Origin of the sequence: Streptomyces sp. NPDC087300 (assembly GCF_044744425.1) — a bacterium.
Classification (GTDB): domain Bacteria; phylum Actinomycetota; class Actinomycetes; order Streptomycetales; family Streptomycetaceae; genus Streptomyces.
Map to the genome: position 1 here is coordinate 870,219 of NZ_JBIUYI010000003.1, position 24,667 is coordinate 894,885.

General features: G+C 72.4%; 26 protein-coding genes. 12 read left to right on the plus strand and 14 right to left on the minus strand.

All coding sequences use genetic code 11. The features are described 5' to 3' along the window. Positions 1-103: 103 nt before the first annotated feature. Positions 104-229 (plus strand): hypothetical protein, encoded by a 126-nt coding sequence (locus tag ACIO9J_RS14715; RefSeq protein ID WP_401997907.1) that lies wholly within the window; start codon positions 104-106, stop codon positions 227-229. 371 nt (positions 230-600) lie between these two features. Then, positions 601-1,290, plus strand: coding sequence for a ScbR family autoregulator-binding transcription factor (locus ACIO9J_RS14720; RefSeq protein ID WP_401997909.1), 690 nt, complete (start codon positions 601-603; stop codon positions 1,288-1,290). A 71-nt stretch (positions 1,291-1,361) separates the two neighbouring features. Here the strand turns inward: ACIO9J_RS14720 and ACIO9J_RS14725 are convergent, their stop codons facing one another. The 3 genes from ACIO9J_RS14725 to ACIO9J_RS14735 are packed head-to-tail and all read right to left on the minus strand — an operon-like array spanning position 1,362 to position 2,919. Next, positions 1,362-1,706, minus strand: a complete 345-nt coding sequence (locus ACIO9J_RS14725) for an Asp23/Gls24 family envelope stress response protein (RefSeq protein ID WP_401997912.1) — start codon at positions 1,704-1,706, stop codon at positions 1,362-1,364. Continuing rightward, complete coding sequence (locus tag ACIO9J_RS14730; protein ID WP_401997914.1) at positions 1,703-2,365, minus strand: hypothetical protein; 663 nt, start codon at positions 2,363-2,365, stop codon at positions 1,703-1,705. Before ACIO9J_RS14730 ends, ACIO9J_RS14725 begins: the two co-directional genes overlap by 4 nt. Next, complete coding sequence (locus ACIO9J_RS14735; protein ID WP_401998631.1) at positions 2,356-2,919, minus strand: RNA polymerase sigma factor; 564 nt, start codon at positions 2,917-2,919, stop codon at positions 2,356-2,358. The genes ACIO9J_RS14730 and ACIO9J_RS14735 overlap by 10 nt, the downstream gene beginning before the upstream one ends. A gap of 242 nt (positions 2,920-3,161) precedes the next feature. Here ACIO9J_RS14735 and ACIO9J_RS14740 point away from each other — a divergent pair, with 242 nt between their 5' ends. From ACIO9J_RS14740 to ACIO9J_RS14760, 5 genes are all read left to right on the plus strand, one after another. After that, positions 3,162-3,683 carry an Asp23/Gls24 family envelope stress response protein gene (locus tag ACIO9J_RS14740; protein WP_401997917.1) on the plus strand — a complete coding sequence of 174 codons (522 nt, stop codon included), beginning with the start codon at positions 3,162-3,164 and terminating at the stop codon, positions 3,681-3,683. A 48-nt stretch (positions 3,684-3,731) separates the two neighbouring features. Continuing rightward, positions 3,732-3,917 carry a hypothetical protein gene (locus ACIO9J_RS14745; RefSeq protein ID WP_401997920.1) on the plus strand — a complete coding sequence of 62 codons (186 nt, stop codon included), beginning with the start codon at positions 3,732-3,734 and terminating at the stop codon, positions 3,915-3,917. Further along, positions 3,914-4,897, plus strand: a complete 984-nt coding sequence (locus ACIO9J_RS14750) for a DUF6286 domain-containing Asp23/Gls24 family envelope stress response protein (protein WP_401997923.1) — start codon at positions 3,914-3,916, stop codon at positions 4,895-4,897. Before ACIO9J_RS14745 ends, ACIO9J_RS14750 begins: the two co-directional genes overlap by 4 nt. Positions 4,898-5,036: 139 nt before the next feature. Next, entirely contained in the window at positions 5,037-5,624 is a 588-nt protein-coding gene (locus ACIO9J_RS14755; RefSeq protein ID WP_401997926.1) for an alkaline shock response membrane anchor protein AmaP, read from the plus strand. Positions 5,625-5,850: 226 nt separating this feature from the next. Beyond that, positions 5,851-6,432, plus strand: coding sequence for a fasciclin domain-containing protein (locus tag ACIO9J_RS14760; protein ID WP_401997929.1), 582 nt, complete (start codon positions 5,851-5,853; stop codon positions 6,430-6,432). A gap of 65 nt (positions 6,433-6,497) precedes the next feature. On the opposite strand, the gene ACIO9J_RS14765 is transcribed toward ACIO9J_RS14760, so the two are convergent. From ACIO9J_RS14765 to ACIO9J_RS14780, 4 genes are all read right to left on the minus strand, one after another. After that, entirely contained in the window at positions 6,498-7,322 is an 825-nt protein-coding gene (locus tag ACIO9J_RS14765) for a DUF1295 domain-containing protein (protein WP_401997932.1), read from the minus strand. Next, positions 7,319-8,623, minus strand: a complete 1,305-nt coding sequence (locus ACIO9J_RS14770) for a class I SAM-dependent methyltransferase (RefSeq protein WP_401997935.1) — start codon at positions 8,621-8,623, stop codon at positions 7,319-7,321. Before ACIO9J_RS14770 ends, ACIO9J_RS14765 begins: the two co-directional genes overlap by 4 nt. Continuing rightward, a complete protein-coding gene (locus ACIO9J_RS14775) occupies positions 8,620-9,318 on the minus strand; it encodes a DUF1365 domain-containing protein (protein WP_401998634.1) in 699 nt (232 codons plus the stop codon). The genes ACIO9J_RS14770 and ACIO9J_RS14775 overlap by 4 nt, the downstream gene beginning before the upstream one ends. Positions 9,319-9,410: 92 nt before the next feature. Further along, complete coding sequence (locus ACIO9J_RS14780; protein ID WP_401997938.1) at positions 9,411-10,676, minus strand: NAD(P)/FAD-dependent oxidoreductase; 1,266 nt, start codon at positions 10,674-10,676, stop codon at positions 9,411-9,413. 235 nt (positions 10,677-10,911) lie between these two features. Between ACIO9J_RS14780 and ACIO9J_RS14785 the strand changes: the two genes are divergently transcribed. Further along, a complete protein-coding gene (locus ACIO9J_RS14785; RefSeq protein WP_401997941.1) occupies positions 10,912-12,630 on the plus strand; it encodes a serine/threonine-protein kinase in 1,719 nt (572 codons plus the stop codon). 25 nt (positions 12,631-12,655) lie between these two features. On the opposite strand, the gene ACIO9J_RS14790 is transcribed toward ACIO9J_RS14785, so the two are convergent. After that, complete coding sequence (locus ACIO9J_RS14790) at positions 12,656-14,413, minus strand: AMP-binding protein (RefSeq protein ID WP_401997944.1); 1,758 nt, start codon at positions 14,411-14,413, stop codon at positions 12,656-12,658. Positions 14,414-14,604: 191 nt separating this feature from the next. Here ACIO9J_RS14790 and ACIO9J_RS14795 point away from each other — a divergent pair, with 191 nt between their 5' ends. Then, on the plus strand, positions 14,605-15,411 hold the full coding sequence (locus tag ACIO9J_RS14795; RefSeq protein ID WP_401998637.1) for a LuxR C-terminal-related transcriptional regulator: 807 nt from the start codon (positions 14,605-14,607) through the stop codon (positions 15,409-15,411). Between the two features lie 72 nt (positions 15,412-15,483). Here ACIO9J_RS14795 and dmpI read toward each other — a convergent pair whose 3' ends face one another. From dmpI to ACIO9J_RS14810, 3 genes are all read right to left on the minus strand, one after another. Continuing rightward, positions 15,484-15,666, minus strand: a complete 183-nt coding sequence (dmpI, locus tag ACIO9J_RS14800; protein ID WP_401997947.1) for a 4-oxalocrotonate tautomerase DmpI — start codon at positions 15,664-15,666, stop codon at positions 15,484-15,486. Positions 15,667-15,825: 159 nt separating this feature from the next. Then, positions 15,826-16,782, minus strand: coding sequence for a LysR family transcriptional regulator (locus ACIO9J_RS14805; protein WP_401997950.1), 957 nt, complete (start codon positions 16,780-16,782; stop codon positions 15,826-15,828). Positions 16,783-16,815: 33 nt separating this feature from the next. Further along, positions 16,816-18,060, minus strand: coding sequence for a winged helix DNA-binding domain-containing protein (locus tag ACIO9J_RS14810; RefSeq protein ID WP_401997953.1), 1,245 nt, complete (start codon positions 18,058-18,060; stop codon positions 16,816-16,818). 314 nt (positions 18,061-18,374) lie between these two features. On the opposite strand from ACIO9J_RS14810, the gene ACIO9J_RS14815 reads away from it, so the two are divergent. Further along, entirely contained in the window at positions 18,375-19,619 is a 1,245-nt protein-coding gene (locus ACIO9J_RS14815; RefSeq protein WP_401997956.1) for a magnesium and cobalt transport protein CorA, read from the plus strand. An 838-nt stretch (positions 19,620-20,457) separates the two neighbouring features. Here the strand turns inward: ACIO9J_RS14815 and ACIO9J_RS14820 are convergent. From ACIO9J_RS14820 to ACIO9J_RS14830, 3 genes are all read right to left on the minus strand, one after another. After that, positions 20,458-21,705: a tyrosine-type recombinase/integrase gene (locus ACIO9J_RS14820; RefSeq protein ID WP_401997959.1), complete on the minus strand. Its 1,248-nt coding sequence runs from the start codon at positions 21,703-21,705 to the stop codon at positions 20,458-20,460. A gap of 50 nt (positions 21,706-21,755) precedes the next feature. Then, positions 21,756-21,992, minus strand: a complete 237-nt coding sequence (locus ACIO9J_RS14825) for a helix-turn-helix transcriptional regulator (RefSeq protein ID WP_401997962.1) — start codon at positions 21,990-21,992, stop codon at positions 21,756-21,758. 290 nt (positions 21,993-22,282) lie between these two features. Further along, positions 22,283-22,567 (minus strand): helix-turn-helix domain-containing protein, encoded by a 285-nt coding sequence (locus tag ACIO9J_RS14830; RefSeq protein WP_401997965.1) that lies wholly within the window; start codon positions 22,565-22,567, stop codon positions 22,283-22,285. Positions 22,568-22,822: 255 nt separating this feature from the next. Here ACIO9J_RS14830 and ACIO9J_RS14835 point away from each other — a divergent pair, with 255 nt between their 5' ends. Both ACIO9J_RS14835 and ACIO9J_RS14840 read left to right on the plus strand, forming a co-directional pair. Further along, positions 22,823-23,707: a hypothetical protein gene (locus tag ACIO9J_RS14835; protein ID WP_401998640.1), complete on the plus strand. Its 885-nt coding sequence runs from the start codon at positions 22,823-22,825 to the stop codon at positions 23,705-23,707. Next, positions 23,704-24,426, plus strand: coding sequence for an ATP-binding protein (locus tag ACIO9J_RS14840; protein WP_401997968.1), 723 nt, complete (start codon positions 23,704-23,706; stop codon positions 24,424-24,426). The genes ACIO9J_RS14835 and ACIO9J_RS14840 overlap by 4 nt, the downstream gene beginning before the upstream one ends. The last annotated feature ends 241 nt before the right edge of the window (positions 24,427-24,667 follow it).

Below are 24,667 nucleotides of genomic sequence, written 5' to 3' on the forward strand. Positions count from 1 at the left end.
GCGCCACGTCACGGGCACCTTCTGCAACTTGCTGCACCATGGCGCTCAGCATGCCCCCGGCACCCCGGGGCCGCCTAGGGCCTGTCCGGAGATCCGCGACGAAGTGGCCGACGAGCCGCGCGCGGCAGGCATCGGCACCACGTTCCGCTACGCGCCCCTCGGCGACGCTGACGTACTCACCGTGACCGCCGCCCTGCGCAAGTCGGTGGAGGCTCTCCTCCACCGCTGAGGTCACGGAGCGGCCGGCCGCGGTGGGGACCGCGACCGGCCCGTCGGCACGCCGGGGGACGAAGTGCCGACCGCTTGCGCGTCCCAAGGGGAGTCTATAAACCGACTGCACGGTTTGTAAACTGGTGGCTCTGGGTTGCCGTAAAGACCACGCCAGTTTCCGCCGTCCCCGCCTCTTTCGCCAGGCCTTGGGTCCGTCACTCCCCAAGGCCCGTACAGCCAGCACGTTCCCGGCACAGGAGTAGTGAAACACAGTCAGGCGGGACAAGTGGAAACCGGTCGTCCCTTCTATGGGCCCTGACCAGGCCTGGATCACAAACCGCCGTTCTGGTTTGATACTTGCTCCAAGAAGTGGCCAGAAGGGGGACAGGGGTGGCCAAGCAAGCCCGGGCGATACGGACGCGTCGAGCGATCCTGGAGGCGGCGGCGAGGGTCTTCGACGAGCACGACTATCAGGCGGCCACGATCCACGAGATCCTCAGGACGGCGGGGGTGACCAAAGGCGCGCTGTACTTCCACTTCCAGTCCAAGGAAGACCTGGCCCACGGCGTACTGACCGAGCAGACCGAGCGCCCGACGGTGCCGCCACGCGCCAGCCGCGCCCAGGAACTCGTCGACGTCGTACTGCTGCACGGCTACCGGTTACAGAACGACCCGATGGTCCGGGCGGGAGTCCGCCTGTCCCTGCACGAGGTGGGCCACCGGCCGGACGGGCGGGGCCCGTTCGACCCGTGGGTGGAGATCGTCCGCGAACTCCTGGACACCGCCAAGGTCCAGGGCGAGCTCCTGTCGCACGTCGACACCGCGGCGAGCGCCGAGGTCGTCGTGGGCGGCTTCGCCGGGGTGCAGTCCATGTCCGAGACGGCCAGCAGATACCGGGACCTGGACCGCAGGGCGGCCGCCCTCATGCGGCACCTGCTGCCCAGCATCGTGATCCCCTCGGTGCTCGCCTCGCTCGACCTCGCCGAGGACCGCGGGGCCCGGGTCTTCGCCGAACTGCCCTTACCGACGACGGCCGGTGCGGACTCCGGACCGCCCGCGCGGCTCGCACCAGCCGTATGAGGTGTACGAGCCGTATGAGGTGCACGAGCCGCACGAACCGCACAAGCGACGTGAGGCACGCGCCGCGTGTCTCACACCAGTCCGGTCACCGTGACCGTCACCGCGATCCCCGCGGCCTCCCGGGGCGCGGCCGCCGCGACGGCCGCGCGGATCTCCCTGGTCACGTCCAGGGCGCGATGCCCGCGGGCCACCACCACCTGCACCTCCGCCTGCCAGTTCCCGGTGTTCTTGTCCCGCCGGACGCGCACCCCCGCGGTGCGCCCGGTCGGCAACAGAGGGGACGGGCGCAGGAGTTCCGCGAGTCCCGGCTTGAGGAAGGCGACGCCCGGGGTGCGCAGGACCGCGTCCCTGACCGCCTCCGTGACCGCGTCCGTGACCGCGCCGGCCGTCCTCCTGGCAGCATCTCTCTCCGTCACCGCCGTTCCCCTTCCACGTCGTCCGTACCCTCGTCCGCCGCGCCGTCGTCGATGATGTCGGCGATCCGTACGTCGATCTCCGCCACCCGCAGGCCCAGTTCACCGTCGGCCGCCGCCGACACCCGCTGTCTGGCCCTGTCCGCGACGTCCTGGAGATGCCACGAGAGGGCGACCTGAATCTCCACCCGCACCCTGACGGGCCCGCGTGGCAACCGTCCCGGCGGCGCGGCGGGCCGTCCCGGGGCCGCGTCCAGGGGCGCGATGTCGATGCGGCAACTGCCCGCGCGCACGCCCGGCAGCGTCTCCACGGCCGCGCGGATCGTCCTGGCGGCGGCCGCCTCCACGATCCACGCGTCCTCGTCCTCGTCGCCCAGCGGCAGCGTGCGGCCGGGTCGCAGTTCCAGGCGTACGACGTCCATGACCCGGCCCGCGAGCGTCGCGGCCTGCGACGCCTGCTCGGGCGGCTCGGTGACGCGCGCCTCGGCGACGACCTCCTCCAGGGCGCGCAGGGCGGCCACGGCATCGGTGCAGTACGGGCAGGCGTCGACATGCGGATCGGGCACACCGGCCTCCCACCGCTCCCACACCCGCGCGAGCTCCCGCCCGCACGGCAGCGCCTCCTCGGCCGCGGCCTCGCGGCCCTCTTCGTTCAACGCCATGCCGCCATCGCCTCCGTCAGATAGCGCCGCGCCCGGAAGACACGGCCGCGAACCGCCTCCGGGCTGATGCCGACCGTCTCGGCAATGGACTCGTAGGACGCGCCGTCCAGTTCGCGCAGCACCCAGCACACGCGCTGCTCCGCGGAGAGGCCCGCCATGGCCCGTGACAGGTCCGCGACGGCGGCATGGGCCTCGGCCGCCCGCGAGGGTGACACCTGGTGGTCGGGCGCCGTCGGCTCCGGCACGGCGTCCAGGCCCAGGTCGGAGCGGCGCGAGCGCAGCACGTTGAGGCACCTGTTGGTGACGATCCGGTGGATCCAGGTGCCGAACCGGGCGTCGCCGCGGAACTCCGGCAGCTTGCGCCAGGCGCTCACGAACGACTCCTGCACGGCGTCCTCGGCCTCCGCCCTGCTGCCCAGCAGCCGCGTGGCGAGGCGCAGCAAGGCGGGCGCGTGATGGTGCACCAGGGTCTCGAACGCCTCCTCGTCGCCCTCGGCCGCCCTGACCGTCAGCAGGTCGTGCTCACGCCGCAGGGACGCGTCCGTCTTCTCCACTGCTCTGCCCCGGTCCCCCGGCACGCGCGGCTCCTCTCACTTCGATCGTGCTCGTACGACACATCGAGAGCGCGCCGCGTTACGCGGCGCAGGCACGCTACACGCGAGGAGAAGAAATTCCGCACAGGCGCGTAACGGATGAGGAGTGACCGGGTCAGAACGGGAGAAGCACCGAGCACGGAACCGAAGATCCCCCCAACCGGCGCCCGGCCCCGGCCGGCACCTGACGAGGAGAAGTCAGCATGGCGACACAGGACCTCACCACCAAGGCCGCGACGCCCACGGGCGAGGCGCACAGCCTGACCGGCACCGTCCAGAAGAGCGCCGCGGGTTCCACCACCGTCACCGGCGGTACCGGTGCCGACGAACCGGCCGCCACGCGCGGCAAGACCTCCATCGCCGACGTCGTGGTGGTCAAGATCGCCGGCATGGCCGCGCGCGAGATCCCCGGCGTGTACGACATGGGAGGCGGCCTCTCCCGCACGCTCGGCGCCGTGCGCGACCGCGTACCCGGCGGTCGGCCCAACGTGGGGCGGGGCGTGAAGGTCGAGGTGGGCGAGCGCCAGACGGCGATCGACCTGGACATCGTGGTCGAGTACGGGGTGCCCATCACGGACGTGGCGCACGACGTGCGCGAGAACGTCATCTCGGCGGTGGAGCGCATCACCGGCCTGGAGGTCGTCGAGGTCAACGTGGCGATCAACGACGTGCGCCTGCCCGATGACGACGAGGCGGACTCCTCGGGCGAGACCCGCGTGGAGTAGCCGTTCGCCCCGCCCCTCCGTCCCCTTCCTACACAGCTGAGGTGAGTGGTGAGCACTGCCCTGGTGGGCCTGTTGGCCGGCATGGCGCTGGGATTCGCCGGCTGGTTCGGCGGTTTCGGCGCGTTCCTCCTGGTGGCCGCGCTCGGCGCGGTCGGTTTCGTGGTGGGCCGGCTGATCGACGACGGCACGGACTTCCGGGAGTTCCTCGGCGGCCGTGACCGGGGGCGGCGATGAGTACGCCGTCGCCGCCCCGGACGACGTCGGCGGAGCGCGGTTCGACGACCGTCGCCCATCGCGCGGTGCGGCGCATCGCGGAGCGCGCCGCGACGGAGGTACGGGCGTCGGGGCCCGTCCGGGTGTCGGGCGCGTCGGCGTCCGTCAGGGGCCGCAGGGCCCAGGTCTCCGTGGACGTCACGCTGCCCTACCCCGGGCCGCTGGACGAGGCGGGCGAGCGGGTGCGCGCCCATGTCGCCGACCGCACCGCGCGGCTCACCGGCCTCGCGGTGCCCTCGGCCCGTGTGCACGTACACGCCCTGACGCGGCGGGACAGCGCCGAGGCGGCGGGCGGCGGGCAGGGGACCGAGGCGGTCGGGGCCGGTGCCGCGCCCGGGACTCGGCGCACCGTGCGGCGGCCGTGGGCCCAACGCCGTCTGCCCATGGGCCTGTTGGCCCTCACGGCCGCCGCCGTCTGCGGAGTGCTCCTGTACGAGGTGGTCGCCGTGCACGCGGCCGGGCAGCCGGCCGCGCGGTGGCGGGTGGACCTGGTGCACCGGCTGTCCCGGCAAGGGCCCGGCGTCGGTGCCGTCGATCTCGCGGCGGCGGCAGGGGTGTTCGCCCTCGGCGTGTGGCTGCTGGTCCTCGCGGTGACACCCGGCAAGCGGCGCCGTCTCCCCCTCGCGGAGCCCGCGCCCGGCGTACGCGCCACGCTCGAACGCGGCGCCGCCGCGGCCCTGTTGAGGGACGCGGTGCGCGACGTCCCGGGGGTGACGGGGGTGCGGGTCCGGCTGGGCCGTCGTACCGCACGGGTGCGCGCGAGGCTGGGGTTCGGGGACCGGGAGGCCACCCGCGACGCCGCGCGCCGGGCCGCGCTGGCCGCGGCGGACGGCTTCGGCCTCGCCCGCCCGCTGCGGCTGCGCGTGCGGATCCGCACCGAACCGACATGGCGCGCCCCCACGGCGCACGAGACGGGCGGGAGCAGCCAGTGGGTGGCGTGAACGGGACCGCACTGGCCTGCACGGCGGCCGCCGTGCTCGGCACGGGAGCGGCGCTCGCCTCGGCAACCGATCCCGTGCGGGACCCCACCGAACCGACATCGCGCACCCCCACAGCGCACGAGGCAGACGGGAGCAGCCAATGACGAGCGGACTCCGCGGCAGTGCGAACCGGACCGCACTGGCCTGCGCTGCGGCGGTCCTGCTGGGCGCGGGAGCGGCGCTCGCCTCGGCGACAGACCCCGTGCGGGAACGGCTGCCCGCCGGGTGGCCGCACCTCGGCGCGGACCGGACGTGGCTCGACGCGGGCGCCCTGGAGCGCTGGCGCGACCACCCGTGGTGGACCGCCGCCGTGCTCGCCGCCCTGTCGGTCGCCTTCCTGTTGTGCGCGTACGGGGCGGTCGCGCAGGTCCGCACGGGGCGGCTTCGCGCGCTGCCCCTGGGCCGGGGCGACGTCACCCTCGCGGGGTCCGCGCTGGGCGCCGCGCTGGCCGAGCGGGCCAGGGCGATCGACGGGGTGCACCGGGCGCACGTCCGCGTGCTCGGGCGGCCGCACCGGCTGCGCGCCGCCGTCACGCTGGTCCTGGAGCCGGACGCCTCGCCTTCGGTGGTGCTGGGCGCGCTGTCCAGCGGTGCCGTCGCCGAGGCACGGGCGGCCGCGGCGCCGCGCGAGCTCGCGGCGGACGTCCGCGTCAGGGTCCGGTCGCACCGGGCGGGACGGGTGCACTGACCCCGGGCGCCGCCCCGCCCACCCAGGGCGCCATTCCACACAAAGCGACAAAAGGAGCAATCCGGGCTCGCCGGTGGCTCCGAATCATCTGTGCGACGGGCCCGGCACAGCCGCTCCCCACCGCCGCGGCAGCCGTGCGTCCGCCGCCCTGCCGACCGACCGGCCGGCGGGGCCCTCCCCCGGGCCCGCCCCGGGGGCGCACACCTCCATCGAGGAGGAGAAGACCATGCGCAGCACACGTATCCGCCGTACCGCCCTCGCGGCCGCCGCAGCCCTCGCACTGCCGGTCTCCCTGGGGCTGCTCGCCCCGCTCGCCCACGCCGACGACATGTCGGGGCCCTTCGGCCCCGCCTGCGACAGCGTCCCCAAGGACGGCGCGGGCAGCTTCGACGGCATGGCGTCCGACCCCGTCGCCACGGCGGCGTCGCACAATCCGGCGCTGTCCACGCTGGTGGCGGCCGTCAAGAAGGCCGGCCTCGTCGACACGCTCAACAACGCCAAGGACGTGACCGTCTTCGCGCCGACGAACGACGCGTTCGCCAAGATCCCGAAGGCGGACCTCGACAAGGTCCTCGCCAACAAGGACCAGCTCACCAAGATCCTCACGTACCACGTGGTCGGCGAGAAGGTCATGCCCGGCCAGCTCGCGAAGGGTTCGTTCAAGACCCTGGAGGGCGGCACGCTGACGACCGCGGGATCGGGCGAGTCGTACAAGGTGAACGACTCCGCGAAGGTGGTGTGCGGCAACGTGAAGACGTCCAACGCCACGGTGTACCTCATCGACTCGGTCCTCATGCCGAAGATGTGAGCCCCGGCAGGCGGGTGCCCGGGTCCGGTGAACGTGTCACCGGACCCGGGCACCCGCTCGCGCCCTCAGCCCCGCTCGCGCGGCGGCACCCGGTCACGCGGCGGCAGGGGGAAGAACCCGCTGGTGCGCCGCACGTACGCGGCATAGCCGGGCCGCTCGGCCATGTGCCGTTCCAGGAGCGCCTTTCCGCTGCCGCGGGTGAGCAGCAGACTCATCGTCACCGGGCCCACGACGGTGGCCGCCGCGGCGGCGGGGGCGTCGCACACCAGGAGGAAGAGGCCCCACCAGACGCAGAAGTCGCCGAAGTAGTTCGGGTGCCGGGTCCAGGACCACAGGCCACGGTCCATGATCTTGCCGCGGTTGCCGGGATCGGCCTTGAACAGGGCGAGTTGGCGGTCGCCCACCGACTCGAAGACCAGCCCGGTCAGCCACAGCGCGCCGCCCGCGATCGCGAGGGGCCCCATCGGCCCGGTCACGTACCCGGCGGCCTGCACCGGCAGGGACACCAGCCACACCAGCGCGGCCTGAAGCAGATAGACCTTGCGGAAGGCGTAGGCGGCCCTGCTGCCCGGCGCCTTGGCCAGCATGCGCTCGTAGCGCGGGTCCTCGCCGTGCCCCCGGCCGCGCCAGGCGATGTGCGCGGCGAGCCGCAGCCCCCAGACCGCGGTGAGCACGGTGACGAGCAGCCGCCTTCCGGAGTCCCCGTGCCCGGCGGACAGGCCGTAGGACGTCAGGGCGACGGCGGTGAACGCGACGCCCCAGGCGACGTCGACGACCCGGTGCCTGCCGGTGCGCAGTCCGACGGCGAAGGCGACGAGCAGCACGGCGAGGGCGGCACACGCCGTGCCGGCGAGGTGGCCGCCGAAGGCGCCCCAGGCGAACCCGCTCATGCCGGGCCTCCGTTCGTCGGTGTGCCGGGGCCCGCCGGGCGCGCGGCCACCAGCTGGATCTGGTGGACGTCGAGGTAGCCCGAGCGGAACCCCGCCTCGGAGTAGGCGAGATAGAAGGACCACATCCGCCGGAAGGTGGCGTCGAAGCCCAACTCCTCGACCCACTCGGCCTGTTGCGCGAAGCGCTCGCGCCACAGGCGCAGGGTGGCCGCGTAGTGCGGACCGTAGCCCTCGCACGCCGTGACGCGCAGCGACGTGTGGGCGGCCGCGGTCTCCTCGATGGCCCGCAGGGAGGGGATCAGGCCCCCGGGGAAGATGTACTTCTGGATCCAGGTGTGGGTGCCCGCCGAGGCGCGCATCCGGTCGTGCGGCATGGTGATGGCCTGGAGCGCGACCCGGCCGCCCGGCGCCAGCAGGGTCTCCAGGGCGCGGAAGTAGGCGGGCCAGTACTCGGCGCCGACCGCCTCGATCATCTCGACGCTCACGACGGCGTCGTACCGCCCGGTGACCTGCCGGTAGTCGCACAGCTCGATCCGCACCCGGTCCTCGAACCCGGCGGCCCTGACCCGCTCACGGGCCAGCTCCCGCTGCTCGGCGGAGAGCGTGACGGAGTGCACGACGGCGCCGCGCGCGGCCGCGCGGATCGCCAACTCGCCCCAGCCGGTGCCGATTTCGAGCACCTTGCTGCCCCGCGTCACCCCGCACAGGTCGAGCAGCCGGTCGATCTTGCGGTGCTGGGCGGCGGGCAGCTCCCGCCAACTGCCGGGCGACCGGTCGAAGATCGCCGATGAGTAGCTCAGCGTCTCGTCAAGGAAGAGCGCGAAGAGGTCGTTGGACAGGTCGTAGTGCCGGTGGATGTTGGCCCGCGCGCCGGTCAGGGTGTTGCGCTGGGCGCCGGGCTGGCGCGGCGCCCACACTCCGCGCAGCCGCTGGAGGGGCGCGGGCACGAGGGTGGCGGCGTGCCCGGCGAGCACCCCGAGCACGCCCACGAGGTCGTCGGCCTCCCACTCCCCCGCCAGATAGGACTCGCCGAAGCCGATGAGCCCGCCGACCGCGATCCGCCGGACGAACGCGTCGGGCGCGCGCACGGCCATCGAGGGGCCGCCCCTGCCGAGCCGTTCGGCGTCCGTCCGCCCCGCGTCCCCCCACCGCACGCTCAGCGGCAGCCCGCGCAGCGCGCGCCGCACGATCGCGTGCGCGAGCGCGTACCGCGCGGGCGAGCAGCGCGGCACGGCGGCCACGTCGGGCCACCGGCCGGCATCGAGACCGCCGTGGGGTGGTTCGAAGACGTGCGTGGTCACTGCATTCCCTTCTGTACGTGCTGGTCGGGCCTGTCCTGTACGGGCAGGCCGCGCAGCCACAGCCGGATCCCGTGCGCGCGGATGGCGGCGCTCACGGCGAGCGTCGACCAGGGGTGGCGGGCGAGGACGCGCATCAGGTTTCCGGGCGTCACCGGGCGCCGCTCGCCCCGTACGGTCGCGGTGAAGAGCCCGACCCCCGCGCGGCGCAACTCCACCGAGAGGCGGAGGTGTTCGTCCGGCACCGGAAGCCGCATCCGGTAGCCGCCGTCCACCGGGAAGAACGGCGACACGTAGAACTCCTTGGCCACCTCGGCGCGGCCCGCCCCGTCCGGTTCGAGGAGATAGGCGTGCCGCTCGCCGTAGGTGTTGTGCACCTCGGCGACCACGTGGCGCAGCTCGTCCCCGGGGCCGTAACACCAGTACAGGGTCAGCGGGTTGAAGACGTGGCCGAGCACGCGCGCGTTGCCGAGCATCAGGACCCGCCCGCCCGCCAGGTCCACGCCCCGTGCGGCGAGGAAGCGTTCGAGTCCCGCCCGGATGCCTTCGGGGCGCCCCGCGAAGTGGTCGCGCCCCTCGAACCTGGCGAGCGCGCGCAGCGGCCGGGGCAGCACGGGCAGCCGGTCGAGGTCGACGAGCCACAGGTAGCTGCGGTGTCGCAGGACGTACCGCAGGGGCCGGGTGCGGACGTGTGCGATGACGCTCGGGTAGAGCGCGGGGACGGCCGGCGGGCCGCCGCCTGACCGGGCGTCCCCGCGGACGGCGGTCCCGCGCGCCGGGCGCGGCCCGCTCACCACGTCACCCCCAGGGCCGCGGCCGCCTCGACCCCCGAGCGGCACCCGTCCTCGTGGAAGCCCCAGCCGTGGTAGGCCCCGGCGAAGGCCGCCACCCGGCTGTTCAGGGCGGGCAGCCGGCGCTGGGCCGCGACCGACTCCGGTGTGTAGACGGGGTGTTCGTAGACCATGCGGTCCAGCACCCGGTCCGCCGCGATGCCGTGGTCGCCGAGGCTGACCACGTACGTCTCGGGGGCGTCGATGCCCTGGAGCCGGTTCATGTCGTAGCTGACGCGCACCCGTTCGGCGCCCGCGTCGCACGCGGGCAGCAGGTAGTTCCAGGCGGCCCGCGCGCCCGCGCGGCGCGGCAGGACCGTCGTGTCGGTGTGCAGGAGCGTCGGGTTGCGGGAGTAGCGGAACGCGCCGAGGACCCGCCGCTCGGCCTCCGTCGGATCGGCGAGCAGCCGCAGCGCCTGATCGGGATGGGTGGCGACGACCACCGAGTCGTACGTGGCGGTCGCGCCGTCCTCCGTCGTCACCTCGGCCCGGTCCCAGCCGCGCCGCAGCGCCCGCACCGGCGTCGAGGTGTGCACGGCGTCGAGCTGCTTGCCGATCCGCGTCACGTAGTCGCGCGAGCCGCCCACGACGGTGCGCCAGCTCGGCGACCCGCTGACGGCGAGCATCCCGTGGTGGTCGAGGAAGCGGAACAGATAGCGGGCGGGGTAGTCCAGGGCGGTCCGCGCGGGGCAGGACCAGACGGCGGAGACCACCGGCGTCATGAAGTGCCGCACGAAGTACGCCGAGAAGCCGTGCCCGGCCAGGAAGTCGCCCAGGGTCCGGTCGCCGTCGCGCGCCTCTTCGGCCAGCAGCCGCCGCGCCGCGCGGTGGAAGCGCGGCACCTCGGCGAGCATCCGCAGATACGGGACGGTGACCGCGTTGGCGGTCCTGGCGAACAGACCGCGCGGGCCCCGCGCGCCCGCGTACTCCAGGCCGCACCCGTCGCACCGCACCGACATGCTCATCCCGGTGGCCCGGGTCGCCACCCCGAGCTCGGCGAAGAGCCTGAGCAGATGCGGGTACGTGCGTTCGTTGTGCACGATGAACCCGGAGTCGACCGGATGCACCCGGCCGTCCCCGGAGACCACGTCGCGCGTGTGCGCGTGCCCGCCGAGCCGCCCGTCGCTCTCGTACAGCGTCACCTCGTGACTGCCCCGCAGGACGTACGCCGCGGTCAGCCCCGCGACCCCGCTCCCCACCACTGCCGTCCGCCGCCTGTGCGTCATGCCGCCCCTCTTTCGACGTCGGGGCGAAGACACCCCGCACCGGTGATTCGGAGCCGACGGCGGAACGGCTTGGTGCGGGAAGGGAGCCGAGTGACCCGAAATCGTCCGAGTGACGAGAAGCGAGTGCGGCGGTTCTCGGCCACAGGGCACGGCTTAGGCTGCACCCGGGGTCGGTCCGTGGGCTGACCAGGGGATCTCGGGGATACGGGCAGCTGGGGAGCAGGGGGGCAGGTCCATGACCGATACGAGTGCGATGTTCCGACCACTGGGAGCGGACGATCCGCGGGTGGTGGCCGGATACCGCCTGGCCGCCCGGATCGGCGCGGGCGGCATGGGCCGGGTCTATCTGTCGCACACCCAGGGCGGCAGGCCGGTGGCGATCAAGGTCGTGCGCGCCGAACTGGCCGACGATCCCGCCTTCCGGCGCCGCTTCCGCCGGGAGATGGAGGCCGCGCGCAGGGTCAGGGGCGCGTACACCGCCGAGCTGATCGACGGCGACGCGGACGGCACCCCGCCCTGGCTCGCCACGCTGTACGTTCCCGGCCCTTCGCTGACCGAGGCGGTCGGCCTGCGCGGCCCGCTGCCGGTGCGCGCGGTGCTCTGGCTGGTGGCGGGCGTGGCGGAGGCGCTCCAGGCCATCCATGCCGCGGGCGTCGTACACCGGGACCTGAAGCCGTCGAACGTGCTGCTCTCGTCCGACGGCCCGCGCGTGATCGACTTCGGCATCTCACTGGCCTCCGGCGTCAGTTCGTACACCGCCACCGGGGCCGCCGTCGGCACGCCCCAGTTCATGGCCCCCGAGCAGGCGTCGGGCGGCGACGTCACGACGGCGACCGACGTCTTCGCACTCGGGCAGACCGCGGCGTTCGCCGCCATCGGCGCCTCGCTGTACGGGGAGGGCCCCGCGGTCAGCGTGCTGTACCGGATCGTGCACTCGGAACCCGAGCTGTCTCTGCTGCCCGAGCGGCTGCGGCCGCTCGTCGCGCGCTGCATGGCGGCCGATCCGGCGGAGCGGGCCACCCTGGCCGAGATCATCGACTGGTGCCGCGAGGAGCTCGGCCACGAGGCCGATGCGGGCGCGGGGCCGACGGTCTGGCGCGAGGTGATGGGCCCGGAGCCGACGGTTCCGGCACCGGTCCCCGCGCCCGCTCCCAGCCCCGCTCCCGGCCACCCGCTGCCGCCCCGTACGCAGTCCCTGCTGTTCCCCACGCAGCCCCTGCCCCCGGGCTCGTACCCGACGGAGCCGGACACGTCACCGTCGCGAAGACGCAGGACCAAGCTGGTGGCGGCGGCCGCCGCGACGGCGGGTGTCCTCGTGCTCTCGGTGCTCGCGTGGACGGTCATGGACGCGACGGACGCGTTCCGCGACCGGAACAAGGACAAGGACAAGACGGCCGGGGCCCGCGCCGACACCTCCGCCGAACCGTCGGCCAAGTCGTCGGCGTCGGGCGCGGGACCAGCGGCGAGGTCCGGTTCCGACGGCGGGGACGGGGACGGGGACTCGGATGAGGCGGCCGCCGACGGACGCGCCGGTAAGGGAGGGTCCGGGGCCTCGTCTCCCGCGGCCGACGTGATGCGGGGCGAGGCCCACCCCGGGCAGTGGCTGGACGCCAAGACGTCCGTCAGCCTGAAGGCGCCGACCCGTCGCGAGAACCTCGGCGGGGACATCCGCTTCACCTGCGCCAAGGAGGCGGGCTGTGCCCTGGAGAGCGACACCAGCGTGCTCCTGCTGCGCTACGCCGAGCCGGGCGCCGACCTCGACACCTGCCGCTTCGAGCTCAGCGGCGCGAAGGCGCACCGCCTCCCGCTGGCCGCGGCCGCCGCGGGCAGCGAGATCTGCGTCAAGCACCGCAACGGCGACATCGCGCTGCTCGTCGTCCAGGTGAAGTCGACCGCGGTGCCGGACATCGGGTTCCTGACCGCGGACATGACGGTGTGGCGGCGGCCGGACTGACCGCCCGCCCACCCCGAGGGGCCGTTCAGCCCTTCCCCTGCTCCGTCCACTCGTCCACCGGGCCCTGCGCCGTACGCCCGCGCAGATCCACCCGCCGGATCTTGCCGGAGACGGTCTTGGGCAGCTCCTCGGTGAACTCGATGCGGCGCAGGCGCTTGTAGGGGGCCAGCACCGAGCGGGTGTACTCGAAGATCGCCTCCGCGGTCTTCTCGTCCGGCGCCCAGCCCTTCGCGAGTACGACGTACGCCTTGGGGACCGCGAGCCGCACCGGGTCGGGCGCCGGGACGACGGCCGCCTCCGCCACCGCCTCGTGCTCCAGGAGGGCGCTCTCCAGCTCGAACGGGGAGATCTTGTAGTCGGAGGCCTTGAAGACGTCGTCGGAGCGGCCGACGTAGGTGATGTAGCCGTCGGCGTCGCGCGAGCCGATGTCGCCGGTGCGGTAGTAGCCGCCCGCCATCGCCTCCGCGGTGCGCTCCGGGTCGCCGTGGTAGCCGACCATCAGGCCGACCGGGTCCGCGCCCAGGTCGAGGGAGATCTCGCCCTCCGGTGCGCCGGGTTCACCGGTCACCGGGTCGAGCAGCTCGACCACGAAACCGGGCGTCGGCCGGCCCATGGAGCCCGGCTTCAGCTGCTGGCCCGGCGAGTTGGCGACCTGGACGGAGGTCTCGGTCTGCCCGAAGCCGTCCCTGATGGTGACGCCCCAGTCGCGCCGCACCTGCTCGATGACCTCGGGGTTGAGCGGCTCCCCCGCGGCCACGACCTCGCGCGGCGGGGTCCGCAGCTGGGTCAGGTCGGCCTGGATGAGCATCCGCCAAACGGTCGGCGGCGCGCAGAACGACGTGACGCCCGCGCGGTCCATCTCGGACATCAGCCGCCCCGCGTCGAAGCGGCTGTAGTTGTGGATGAAGACGGTCGCCTCGGCGTTCCACGGGGCGAAGAGGTTCGACCAGGCGTGCTTGGCCCAGCCCGGTGAGGAGATGTTCAGATGCACGTCGCCCGGCTTGAGCCCGATCCAGTACATCGTCGCCAAGTGGCCCACGGGGTAGGACACATGGGTGTGCTCGACCAGCTTCGGGCGGGCCGTCGTGCCCGAGGTGAAGTAGAGCATCAGCGGGTCGTCGGCGAGGGTGATCCCCTCGGGCGTGAAGTCCGCGGGGGCGTCGTCGACACCGTCGTACGAGATCCACCCCGCGCCCTCGGCACCGGCCTCCCCGCTCGAACCACCCGAGCCGCCCGAACCGCTCAGGCCACCCGAGCCGCCCGCCCCCTCGCCGCCGACCACGATCCGCGTGTAGTCGCCGGGCACCTCGGCGAACTTCGCGGTGTCCTCGGGGCGTACGACGACGTGCCTGGCCCGGCCGCGCTCGATCCTGTCGCGCAGGTCGGCCGGGCCGAGCAGCGGCGTCGCGGGGATCATGACGGCGCGCAGCTTCATCGCGGCGAGGGCGATCTCCCACAGCTCGACCTGGTTGCCGAGCATGACGACGACGCGGTCACCGGCCCGTACGCCCTGTGCGCGCAGCCAGTTGGCGGCGCGGTCCGAGCGCTCGGACAGGCCCGCGAAGGAGGAACGGGACTCGGTGCCGTCCTCCTCGACGATGTGCAGCGCGGTCCGCTCGTTGCCCTCCGCGATCACGTCGAACCAGTCGAGCGCCCAGTTGAACCGCTCGGGCCGCGGCCAGGCGAAGCCCTCGTACGCGGTGGCGTAGTCCTCCCTGTGGCGCAGGAGGAAGTCCCGCGCGGTACGGAACTGCTCGGTGGCACTCGTGCCGGTGGTCGTCATCTGCACTCCCGTACCTAGTCGCCGCTCTGGCCCAGTTGGCGCTTTCCGGCTTGCCGCGATCATGGCCGCTCGCACCGCCGGGCGCTACGTAACATCGTGTAATTCGTGATGCGGATCTCACCACCCCCGGACGGGGGTGTCGCGAGGTGAAAGGCGGACGCGTGTCGGCAGACGGCGGCGAGACGGTGGAGATGCGGGCCGCGCTGCTGCGGCTGCGCCGCGGCACGGGGCTCCCGGTGGCCTTCGGAGGACTCCTCGAAGGCCGACGGCACCTGCGCATCGGGGAGCTGAGCGGCACGGCGACGCGCGCGCTGTACGGGCTCGCGGTGTCGGCGGGCAGCGGCCTCGGCGGCAAGGCGGCCGCGCTCTCGCGGCCGTGCGCGGTCACCGACTACAGCGAATCCCGGCACATCAGCCACGAGTACGACGCGGCGGTCGAGGCCGAGGGCCTGCGGTCGGTGCTCGCCGTGCCGGTGGTGGTGCGCCGCCAGGTGCGCGGCGTCCTGTACGGGGCGCTGCGCGCGGCCCAGCCGCTCGGCGACCGCGCCCTCGCGGCCGCGGTGGCCGCGGCGCGGGACGTGGAACAGGCCCTCGTCGTACGCGACGAGGCCCGTTCCCTGCTCGCGGCGGCCCGCGAACCGGTGGCGGGCCCCGGCGCGTGGGAGCAGGTCCGCGAGGCGCACGGGGCGCTGCGCGCGCTGGCCCCGCGCATCGTGGACCCGGAACTCCGGGCCGAACTCCTGTCCGTGACCGGCCGCCTGGAATCGGCGTCGACGATCCACGAACGCGACGGCGAACGCCCGGTGTCACTCGCCCCGCGCGAACTCGACGTCCTGGCCTGCGTCGCCACGGGCGTCACGAACGCGGTGGCCGCGTCCCGCCTGGGGCTGCGCCCCGAAACGGTGAAGGGCTATCTGCGCTCCGCGATGCGGAAGCTGGGCGCGCATACGCGACTTGAGGCGGTGGTGGCGGCGCGGCGGGCGGGGCTTTTGCCGTAGGGCGTTCGCCGTGGTCAGTGGGGCGGGCGGGAGCACCCCCGTGGCCCCGCCCGCCCTCGGCCCCCTGCCCCGCTACTTGTCGGCGGTCAGTACGCCCGCCGCGCCCCAGCTGTCCGCCGGGGTCTCCTGGATCCAGACCTGGACGGTCTCGGCCGGGATCTTGTACGCGTCCACGAACGCGTCGGTGATCTGCCTGACCAGCTCCCGCTTGAGCTCGACGTCGCGGGGACCCTGCTGGACGGTGACGATGGGCATGGCTGAACTCCCTTGCGTAGGGCCGGAATCACCCGGCTCCGGTCCCGGCAGGACCGGGGTTTTCGGTACGACCCCAGTTCAGCCCGACCGCGCCCCGCGACCAAGGGCCAGCCCGCGAAAGCAGCGATCAGTTTCCGTGATCGCCGCAGGTCATGGGGGTCACGAGGGGCACGGGCCGATTGACGCTCGACGACACGACACGGTGCGGCACGCCTCGATGAAGACGTCCAGCTCGTCCCCCGGCTCCTCGCGACGCTCCTTCCCCGCCACCCCCGCCACCCCCGCCGCCCCGGTGGCCCCCGTGGCCCGCACCGCGAGCGCCGTGGCGAGGGCGAGCCCCGGCGCGGCGAACGGCACGAACGCCACCCGCGGACTGTGCAGCACGCGCGCGTGCGAGGCGTAGACGACCGTCCACTGCGGCACGACGCCCGCCCCGATCGTGGCGAGCCTGTCCTGCAGCGAACCGCCGACGGGCCCCGGCACCGGCGCGAACCCCGCGTCGTGGCACGCCCCCACGACGAGGTCCACGAGGCCCGGATTGGTGCGCCGCGCGGTGATGGCGAGCGGCAGCTCCGCCAGCTCACCCAGCGCCAGTTCGGGCCGCGCGGCCAGCGGATGCGCGGCCGGCAGGACGGCCACCAGCGGGTCGTCCCACAAGGGCACGATCCGTACGCCGGGCACCGGATCGGTGGACCGTACGAAGGCGGCGTCGACCCGCCCGTCCACGACCTGTTCGAGCCGCTCGCGCGCGCCCGCCGACACCAGCTCGACGGGCACGCCGGGTGCCCGCGCGGCGAACTCCGCGAGGACCCGGTCCAGGTGCTCGCCGAGCCCGGTGCTGGTAGCGAGCCGCAGCCCCGCGGGCCGCGCGACCGCCTCCCGCGCCCGCTCGGCGGCGGCGAGCACCGCCCGCGCCTCGGGCAGCAGTCGCTCCCCCGCCCCGGTGAGCCGTACGTGCCGCGGCGACCTGTCGAACAGCTCGGCGCCCAACTCCCGCTCCAGGCGCCGTATCTGCTGGCTGACGGCCGACTGCACGATGTGCAGCCGTTCGGCCGCGCGCCCGAAGTGCAGCTCGTCGGCGACGGTCACGAAGTAGCTGAGCTGCCGGAGTTCCATGGAGGCAGCCTAGGGACGGCGCCGGCCGGGCAGTCAGCCGGTGCCGCTCCCGCCACCGCTCTCGGCGCCGGCCTTGGCGCCCGTCTTGGCGGCGGTCCCGATGACGGTCCCGTAGACCGTCCCGAAGCGGATGTCGTACGAAGTGGAGGTCTCCGCGATGCGCGTCAACATCCGCTCGGCCTCCGCCGTCAGCGCGTCCCGCCCGGCCCGCCCCAGCTTCTCGACCGGCTCGAACGGCTCGACGGTGAGCACCGCGGCCCCGCTCGCCGCGTCCTCCACGAGCCGCCACAGCCCCGCGAGATACCCGTCGTACAGGAAGACGCAGTAGGGGTAATTCCCCTTCCACGTACGCCCCTTGTAGGCGGCGGGGACGACGCGGGCGCGGTCGGCGTGCGACAGGAGGAGGTTGTCGTACTCGGGGAGGAAGCGGGGCGGCGCCGGGGTGTCGGGGTCGGGGCGCGGGGCGTCGGGCAGGTCGAAGAGCTCGACGCCGTTCTCGTCGTGGAACGTCCGCAGCCCCGGCCGCAGCCGTTCGAAGACCTCCCGCAGCCGGGTCAGCCGGGCCCAGGCCTGCATGTCCTTGACGGAGGCAGGCCCGAACGCGGCGAGGTAGCGCACCACCATGGCGTCGACGAGGGACGGGTCCTGCGCCGGGCCGGGAACCCCGAGCCAACGCTCGGCGGTGGTCAGCGCGACCTGCCCGCTGCGCCGCCACAGGCCGCGCGGGGTCACCTGGACGAGGGGCAGTACGCAACGGGCGGCGATCCCGAGGGACTGCGGGTCGGCGTCGGGCCACCGCACGAGCAGTACCTCGCGGAGCTGCTTCATGGTGCGGGGTGCCGCCTCGACGGCCTCGCGCGCGATCCCCGCGAGCTCGACGAGATCGACACCGACGAGCCCGCTCCGGAACGCGGTCAGCTCACGTTCGAGCGCGTTCTGCATCAACTGCCGTACGGGGAGGGCGTCTTCGGCGGTGTGCAGGTGGATGGTGGACCGCATGGTGACCGTCCGGACGAGCCGCCGGTCGGCGAGGAGACCGGACAGCTCGGCCGGGTCGAACTCCGCGAGACGCGCGGCGAGCGCGTAGTAGGGCGGCTTCACGTTCTGCGCCTGGAGTCCGACGAGGTGGCCGACGGCGTCCTCGACGGACAGACCGGTGGCGCGGCGCAGGAGGAGCTGCCGGTCGAGGGTGGCGCGATTGAGCGCGCGACGACCGAGGACGACGGGCGGGACACTGCCACGCCCCCCACTCCCTGCCGCACCCGTGGAGCCCCCCACACCCTTACCCCCCACGGGAGCCCTACCCCCCACGGGAACCTCGGCCCCCAACCGATCCGCCTTCGCTTTCGCTTTCGTCATGGTGCGCACGCTACCGACCCTTGCGGACACCTACGGTCCGCAAGGCGCCCGCGCCGTATCCGCACGGCTCCGCACCGCTGCTCCCCCCCTCCGCACGGCGTCCGCGTCACGTCCCCCTGGCGTCCGCGTCAGGTCCCCCTGGCGTCCGCGATGTCGCCACGCCCGAGCCTTTTGAGACGTATATCCTGCTCCGTGGCCATCTAGACACACGTTCGACATGGGAGGCGGCCAGCATGGCGGAACGCCGAGCCCGTCCCGCACCGACCGATCCCACACCCCCCGAACCGTCCGCGACACCCGCGAAGAGCACGAGGAACGCGAACGGGAGAAGCGCGAGGAACGGCAAGAACGGAAGGAAACACGTGTGGCGCCGAGCGGCACCCGGGCCGACCCCGCCACCGGCGGAAGCACACCCCGCCACCACTACGCCGAAGACGGCGGATGAGCCGGAGCCCGGCGACAGCGTGGTGCAGGCGGCGCTGTACCGCGACGGCGTCCGAGTGGCCACGCCGGCCACCCTCGCGGACACCTTCAGGGAGCTGCGGGAGCAGCAGGACGGCATGGCATGGATCGGCCTCGCCCGCCCCACGGAGGCGGAACTGCTCTCTCTGGCCGCGGAGTTCGACCTCCACGAACTCGCCGTGGAAGACGCGATGGAGGCTCATCAGCGCCCGAAGCTGGAGCGCTACGGCGAGACCCTCTTCGTCGTCCTGCGCGCCGCCCGCTACCTCGACGCGTCCGAGGAGGTCGACTTCGGCGAGCTGCACGTGTTCGTGGGACCGGACTTCGTGATCACGGTCAGGCACGGCGCGGCCCCCGACCTCTCGGCGGTCCGCCGCCGCATGGAGGAGACCCCCGACCTCCTCAGACTCGGCCCCGAGGCGGTCCTCTACGCCATACTCGACGCGGTCGTGGACGGCTACGCCCCGGTCGTCGCGGGCGTCCAGAACGACATCGACGAGATCGAGACCGAGGTCTTCGGCGGCGACCCCGCGGTATCGCGCCGCATCTACGAACTCTCCCGCGAAATGGTCGAGTTCCAACGAGCCACCCGCCCCCTGGTCAGCATGCTGCACGCCCTGATGGCAGGCTTCGCCAAGTACGGCACGGACGAGGAACTCCAGCGCTACCTGCGCGACGTAGCCGACCACGTCACCCACACCAGCGAACGAGTAGACGGCTTCCGCCAGGCCCTGGCCGACATCCTCACGGTCAACGCGACGCTGGTGACACAACAGCAGAACGCGGAGATGCGGGCGCTGGCGGAGGCGGGCTTCGAGCAGAACGAGGAGATCAAGAAGATCTCTTCTTGGGCGGCGATTCTGTTTGCACCCACGTTGGTGGGAACCATTTACGGCATGAACTTCGAGACGATGCCGGAGCTGAAGTGGGCGGCGGGGTATCCGTTCGCGATTCTGCTGATGGCGGCGGTGTGCGTGAGTCTGTACTTCATCTTCAAGAGGCGGGACTGGCTGTAGCGTCGAGCACGCAACCTTCGCCAGCTTCGCAGACGCGAACGCCTCCGGGCACCCATTTCAGCCCGCTGGGGAGAATCTGGGGAGAATGCGCGGCGCTGGGGAGCTAGCCATCACCCGCCGCACGTCATTCGCCATTCCTGTGTGGCTCGCCTCGGCCGCGCCGAACCGTCACTGACGGTATTGACCGATCGAGATGTGGACAAGCAAAGCAGCGCCACTGTGCGGAAGATCAGGCACGGCGTGTTGCAGCAGCCCAGATCAAGGGCCTAGTCCGCTCGCCGGATCGGCTTCCTGGCGCGTCCCCGATGCCCGCTCGCGCAGCACCGCCCGCAACTCGTGCCATGCGCGCACGACAGCGATCAGGTTCGTCAGCACGACACGGGCTTGGGATAGCAGAAGCCCCAAGAGACCCAAGAGCGCGGGGGTCCCCAAAGCCAAGGTGGCCCATATCACCACGCACCCCTTCCGGTTGGCCCCATGACACGCGAAGCGCCTGGGGCCACCGCCCCGGCGTCTTGGTCCGCATACTCCCGCCGCAAGAGATCAAAGTCCGCACCATGAATGCCTCATTTGGTGATCTTCACGCCAAAGATCACTCGCGGGCCGTCTGCCTCAGGGCGTCATGGCCGCTAACGTCTTGGTCCGCGAAGCCGGCCAGAGCTCCGCCCGGGCCGGTCAAAGCGGTACTCGGCGCCGAGGACACCAGCTCAGCGCAGACCGCAACTGCTCCACGACGGAGCGCTGAGCGTGCTGGTTGGCGCAACACACCAACCAGCGTGCAGATACAGATGAACAGGGTGGCACAGCACACGCTGTGCCACCCTGTTCATCTGTATCGTCAGGCGCTGGCCAGGTTGTCCGGCAGGTACTCAGGAACCACCCCGAGCAACGCATCGACAGCCGCCCGCCCCTTGCCGCCCGCCTCCGGCATGAAGTGCGCGTAGTGGTCGAGCGTGATCGTCGGGCTGGAGTGGCCGAGCCAACGGGCCAACGTGACGACGGATTCACCCGCTTCGAGGATGACCGAGGCGAAGGTGTGCCGAAGCACGTGGAAGCCGTCCTTGCGGGACGCCTTCCAGCGCTGGCCCTTCTCCCGCATCGGGATGACCCCGGCTGCGGCGAGGGCGGGCTTCCAGACCTCGTCGTTGAAGATGTTCGCCCGCAGCGCGTTGCCGTACGTCGTCGTCAGCGCGAGTGGGAACGTCCGCTTCTCCCGCTCCGGCTCGGGCCCACCCCACGGCAGTTCGACCTCGACCGCCGGGTACTGCAGGAAGTGTGCGGCCAGCTCGGCAGCGACCGACCCCGGCATGTCGACGATGCGCGTCTTCCCGCCCTTGGGCAGGGCGAAGTACAAGTGACCATTGAGTAGTTGGACCTGTCTGCGCACGCGGATGACGCCGCGCTGGAAGTCGACGTCCTCCGGCGAGAGGCCGAAGACCTCCCCCTGCCGCAGCCCGCACCCAAGGGCGACCACGACCGCGATGCGGTAGCGCGCTTTGATCGCGCCCCGCACGCGCTGCGCGGTCTCCAGCGGCCATGCCTCCCGCTGGTCTTCCGGAGCCTTCGGCCAGCGCACCGATTTGGCGCGCATCGGGTTGCGTACGAGGCGCTTGTCGTCGATGGCCATCTCGAAGATGTTCGAGAGGGTGGTCAGGATCTGGCGGGCGTAGCGCGGCGCGCATTCGGCTTCGAGCGTGGCGATGTAGCTGCGGAGGACGGCCGCCGAGATGTCCCTCAGGCCCACCGTGCCGAGGTACGGAAGGATGTGGAGGCGGACGCGCTCGTCGACGCGCTTGATCGTGCCAGGGGCGCCCCTCACACCCTCCTTCCAGAAGCGGGTCACGTAGTCGGCCAGCATGATGGAGCCGTCGCGCGGGTCGACGAACTCGCCGCGCTCGCTGTCGGTTCCGGCCCTGCGCAGCCACGCCTTGGCGTCCTCCAGCGTGTCGAACGACATGTTCCGTACGCCGGGGATCCCGGCGACCCGGTACCGGGTGCCCTTCCCGTAGCGGGCGGTGCGCTCCCGCTTGCCGCTGGTGGGGTCCTTCTTCTTGTTGATCCAGCGGTCTTCTATGTAACCGGCCAAGAACGTCCTCGGAGGTTGGGGATGGGAGTGCCGCCGCTACCGCTGGCGCGTCAGGCCGTGGCTGAGTGGTCGACCCGGCGCTGCGGGGCAGCACTTACGGGGTCGTGGGCCGGGTTGGAGCGCGAGTCGGCCAGCTCCTGCTCACGTATCCAGGCGTCGAGCGCGTCGAGCCGGTACGTCACCCGCCCACGAGGTCCCAACCGGAAACTCGGCGGCCCTTGCCGCCGGTGCCGCCAGACGTAAAGCGTGCGCGGCGAGAGCCCGAGATACACGGCCGCTTCCTGCACGCCAAGGAATGCTCGTCCTACGGCGGAGGCATTCGGAAGTGCGGAGGGACGACGCTGGGAAAGCAGAGCGACTTCAGACAAGAAAGGGCCCTTCGACTAGGAGTTTGAATAGATGAGCGGCCCGTCACAACGATTGTTTTCAAGCCGCATCGGTAGTTCCTCGGCAGGACCCTTTTCCACAGGACGCAGGCCCTGCCGAGCAAGGCCCCGCCCGACGGATGAAGACGGGACCGCCTCGGGAGACCCAATGGTCCGGAGAATCCCCGGTTTTGCTAACCGGGGATCGTCGGCTATCTTGCGCCCTCGCTGAACGGGCTCAGCGGCTGAGCGCGACAGCCGAGCAGCGTGTGCGGTGCGACATCAAGGGCCATGGCGATGGCTACGAGATCGTCGATGTCGCAGCGCCTGACCCTGCGTTCGATGCGGGAGACGGCAGTGAAGGTCATGGGGCGACCAAGCGCGGTGACGCGGCTGGCGAGCTGGCGCTGGGAATAGCCGCGGGTGGTGCGGGTGGCCTCGATGGCACGGGCAACGGCCCGTCCTGCGGGCTCGATTCGGAGAGGACGTGGAGGCATGGTCGTGTTGTAGCTTCCGCTCGCGGCATCAGGGAAGCGCTATTCGTCTGCTGTGAGCGATGTGCTGATCCACAGCGACTTCGACAACCGGGGATCTGGGCGGCCTACTGAATTCGTTGCCCGCCAGGACGTGTTACTGATTTTATAAGTTAACTCTGGAATTTTGGGCTCCAGGTGTGGCTGTGTTGTCCACGCATCAGCGCACCACCCCCTGCCCAATTCCCACCCCCGATTCACAAAAGGTGGTCGATCTACATCGCCCGTATCCGCACCATCAAGCCCGAGGCGTTCGCGTCCGAGTCCCTGGCAGCCGTCTCGCTCTCCGCCGAGCGGACCTTCTTCGGACTGCTCACCCAGGCCGACGACCACGGCCGGTACCGCGACCAGGCAGCCGTCATCACCGGCCTGCTGTGGTCGCTGCGTCCCGAGCACGGGCCCATGGGTGTCGAGGACGACCTCAACCAGCTCGACACCGCTGGCCTGATCTGCCGCTACGAGGGCGCGGACGGGAAGCGGTACCTGCACATCGTCACCTTCGCGCGCCACCAGAAGGTCAACCGGCCCAGCGGCGTCCGGCATCCCGACTGCCCGCACCACGACCTCGGCCTGGCACATGAGCACTCACCGCGTTCGGACGGAGCCCTCACGGAGCCCTCCGCGCAGGCTCACGGCCTGGACACGGAAGACTCACTGAGCCGCAAACAGCCAGGTCAGAGCGAATTCAGTGAGCCCTCACCACAAGCACACGAGCGTGCGGTGAGCCCTCACGGACCGGATCTAGGACCTAGGAACAGGGATCTAGGATCTACTCCGTTGGGGGGCGCGAGCGCCCCCGCACCCGAGACCGTCTCGGCCAAGGACCTCATCGCCGAGTACGCCGCCGCCTGCCCCAATCGGCCTCCCAGCAGCTTCCTGGGGCACCTCGGCAAACAGACCGCCCACTTGCTCGCCGATGGCATCGACGCGGCGTACGTGCGCGCCGGTCTTGAGCGGCTGCGTGCCAAGGGCCTGCACCCCAGCGTGCTGCCGAGCCTGGTCAACGAGGCCATGAACCCGCCCACGCCGAGCGGCACGTCCACAGGGCACAGCCCGTGGACCAACCCGGTCGACGCGCAGGCCGCGTACGGGGGTGAGCTGTGACCACGAAGACCACTGCCCGCGAGCCACGCCAACTGGCCGGCGCCGTGGCCAAACTGGAGGCGATCCTGGCCGCCCGCGACATCGACCCCACCGCCGTGGTCGACGCGGCGCCGTCTCCGGAGCCGGTGACCGCGCTGGAGCTGGCCGCCGCCCGCATCCCGCGCCGCTACCGCGACGCCCTGGCCGACCACCCCGACGTATCGCCCTGGGTCGAGGAGATCGCGGCTGCCGGACGACCGGGGCCGGGCGGCGCACCGGGCATCGCCTACGGGCCCTCGCTGCTGATCGCGGGTCCGACCGGCACCGGCAAGACCTACCAGGCGTACGGCGCCATCCGCTCGCTGCTCGGCGCTGGAGTCCGGCTGCGCTGGGAGGCCATCACCACCGCCGAACTGCACGCCACCCTGCGGCCACGCCAGGGCCACGACGGCGAACGCCGCTTCCAGGAACTGGCCCGCAGCCCGCTGCTGCTGCTCGACGACCTCGGCGCCGCCAAGGCATCGGAGTGGACCGAGGAGCTGGCCTACCGACTCATCGACCACCGGTACGTCCACGAGCTGCCCACCCTCATCACCACCAACGTACCCATCGCCGACCTGCGGACCGCCGTAGGCGACCGCGTCGCCTCCCGCCTCGCCGAGATGACCCGCCGCGTCATCCTCGACGGCCCCGACCGCAGGCGCGACACCAGCACCGGCACCGGCCCGCACGGCTATTAACAGGCCCTTGCGCCCCGGCGCCGCCTCACCCGCCTCGTCGACCCCAACCCTGGCGGCCAGGTCAATGGCGTCGCCACAGAGACCGGAGACCGGGCCACAGGCCCGCTACTACGCCTCCGCCCGCCACCTCACCGCCGCCGGCTGACCACCCCACCGGCTCACGCGAAGCGATCACGCGAGCGTCCACGCCGTACGCGCACGGAGCCCTCTTTGGAAGGGGCCCCGCGTGAACGCCTCCTCC

What these genes read in the sequence shown, in the direction of transcription:
- ACIO9J_RS14730 (WP_401997914.1), bottom strand. Translation starts at nt 2,365, where the DNA reads ATGGCGTTGAACGAAGAGGGCCGCGAGGCCGCGGCCGAGGAGGCGCTG.
- ACIO9J_RS14740 (WP_401997917.1), top strand. Translation starts at nt 3,162, where the DNA reads ATGGCGACACAGGACCTCACCACCAAGGCCGCGACGCCCACGGGCGAG.
- ACIO9J_RS14750 (WP_401997923.1), top strand. Translation starts at nt 3,914, where the DNA reads ATGAGTACGCCGTCGCCGCCCCGGACGACGTCGGCGGAGCGCGGTTCG.
- ACIO9J_RS14755 (WP_401997926.1), top strand. Translation starts at nt 5,037, where the DNA reads ATGACGAGCGGACTCCGCGGCAGTGCGAACCGGACCGCACTGGCCTGC.
- ACIO9J_RS14760 (WP_401997929.1), top strand. Translation starts at nt 5,851, where the DNA reads ATGCGCAGCACACGTATCCGCCGTACCGCCCTCGCGGCCGCCGCAGCC.
- ACIO9J_RS14765 (WP_401997932.1), bottom strand. Translation starts at nt 7,322, where the DNA reads ATGAGCGGGTTCGCCTGGGGCGCCTTCGGCGGCCACCTCGCCGGCACG.
- ACIO9J_RS14780 (WP_401997938.1), bottom strand. Translation starts at nt 10,676, where the DNA reads ATGACGCACAGGCGGCGGACGGCAGTGGTGGGGAGCGGGGTCGCGGGG.
- ACIO9J_RS14785 (WP_401997941.1), top strand. Translation starts at nt 10,912, where the DNA reads ATGACCGATACGAGTGCGATGTTCCGACCACTGGGAGCGGACGATCCG.
- ACIO9J_RS14790 (WP_401997944.1), bottom strand. Translation starts at nt 14,413, where the DNA reads ATGACGACCACCGGCACGAGTGCCACCGAGCAGTTCCGTACCGCGCGG.
- ACIO9J_RS14795 (WP_401998637.1), top strand. Translation starts at nt 14,605, where the DNA reads ATGCGGGCCGCGCTGCTGCGGCTGCGCCGCGGCACGGGGCTCCCGGTG.
- dmpI (WP_401997947.1), bottom strand. Translation starts at nt 15,666, where the DNA reads ATGCCCATCGTCACCGTCCAGCAGGGTCCCCGCGACGTCGAGCTCAAG.
- ACIO9J_RS14805 (WP_401997950.1), bottom strand. Translation starts at nt 16,782, where the DNA reads ATGGAACTCCGGCAGCTCAGCTACTTCGTGACCGTCGCCGACGAGCTG.
- ACIO9J_RS14815 (WP_401997956.1), top strand. Translation starts at nt 18,375, where the DNA reads ATGGCGGAACGCCGAGCCCGTCCCGCACCGACCGATCCCACACCCCCC.
- ACIO9J_RS14830 (WP_401997965.1), bottom strand. Translation starts at nt 22,567, where the DNA reads ATGCCTCCACGTCCTCTCCGAATCGAGCCCGCAGGACGGGCCGTTGCC.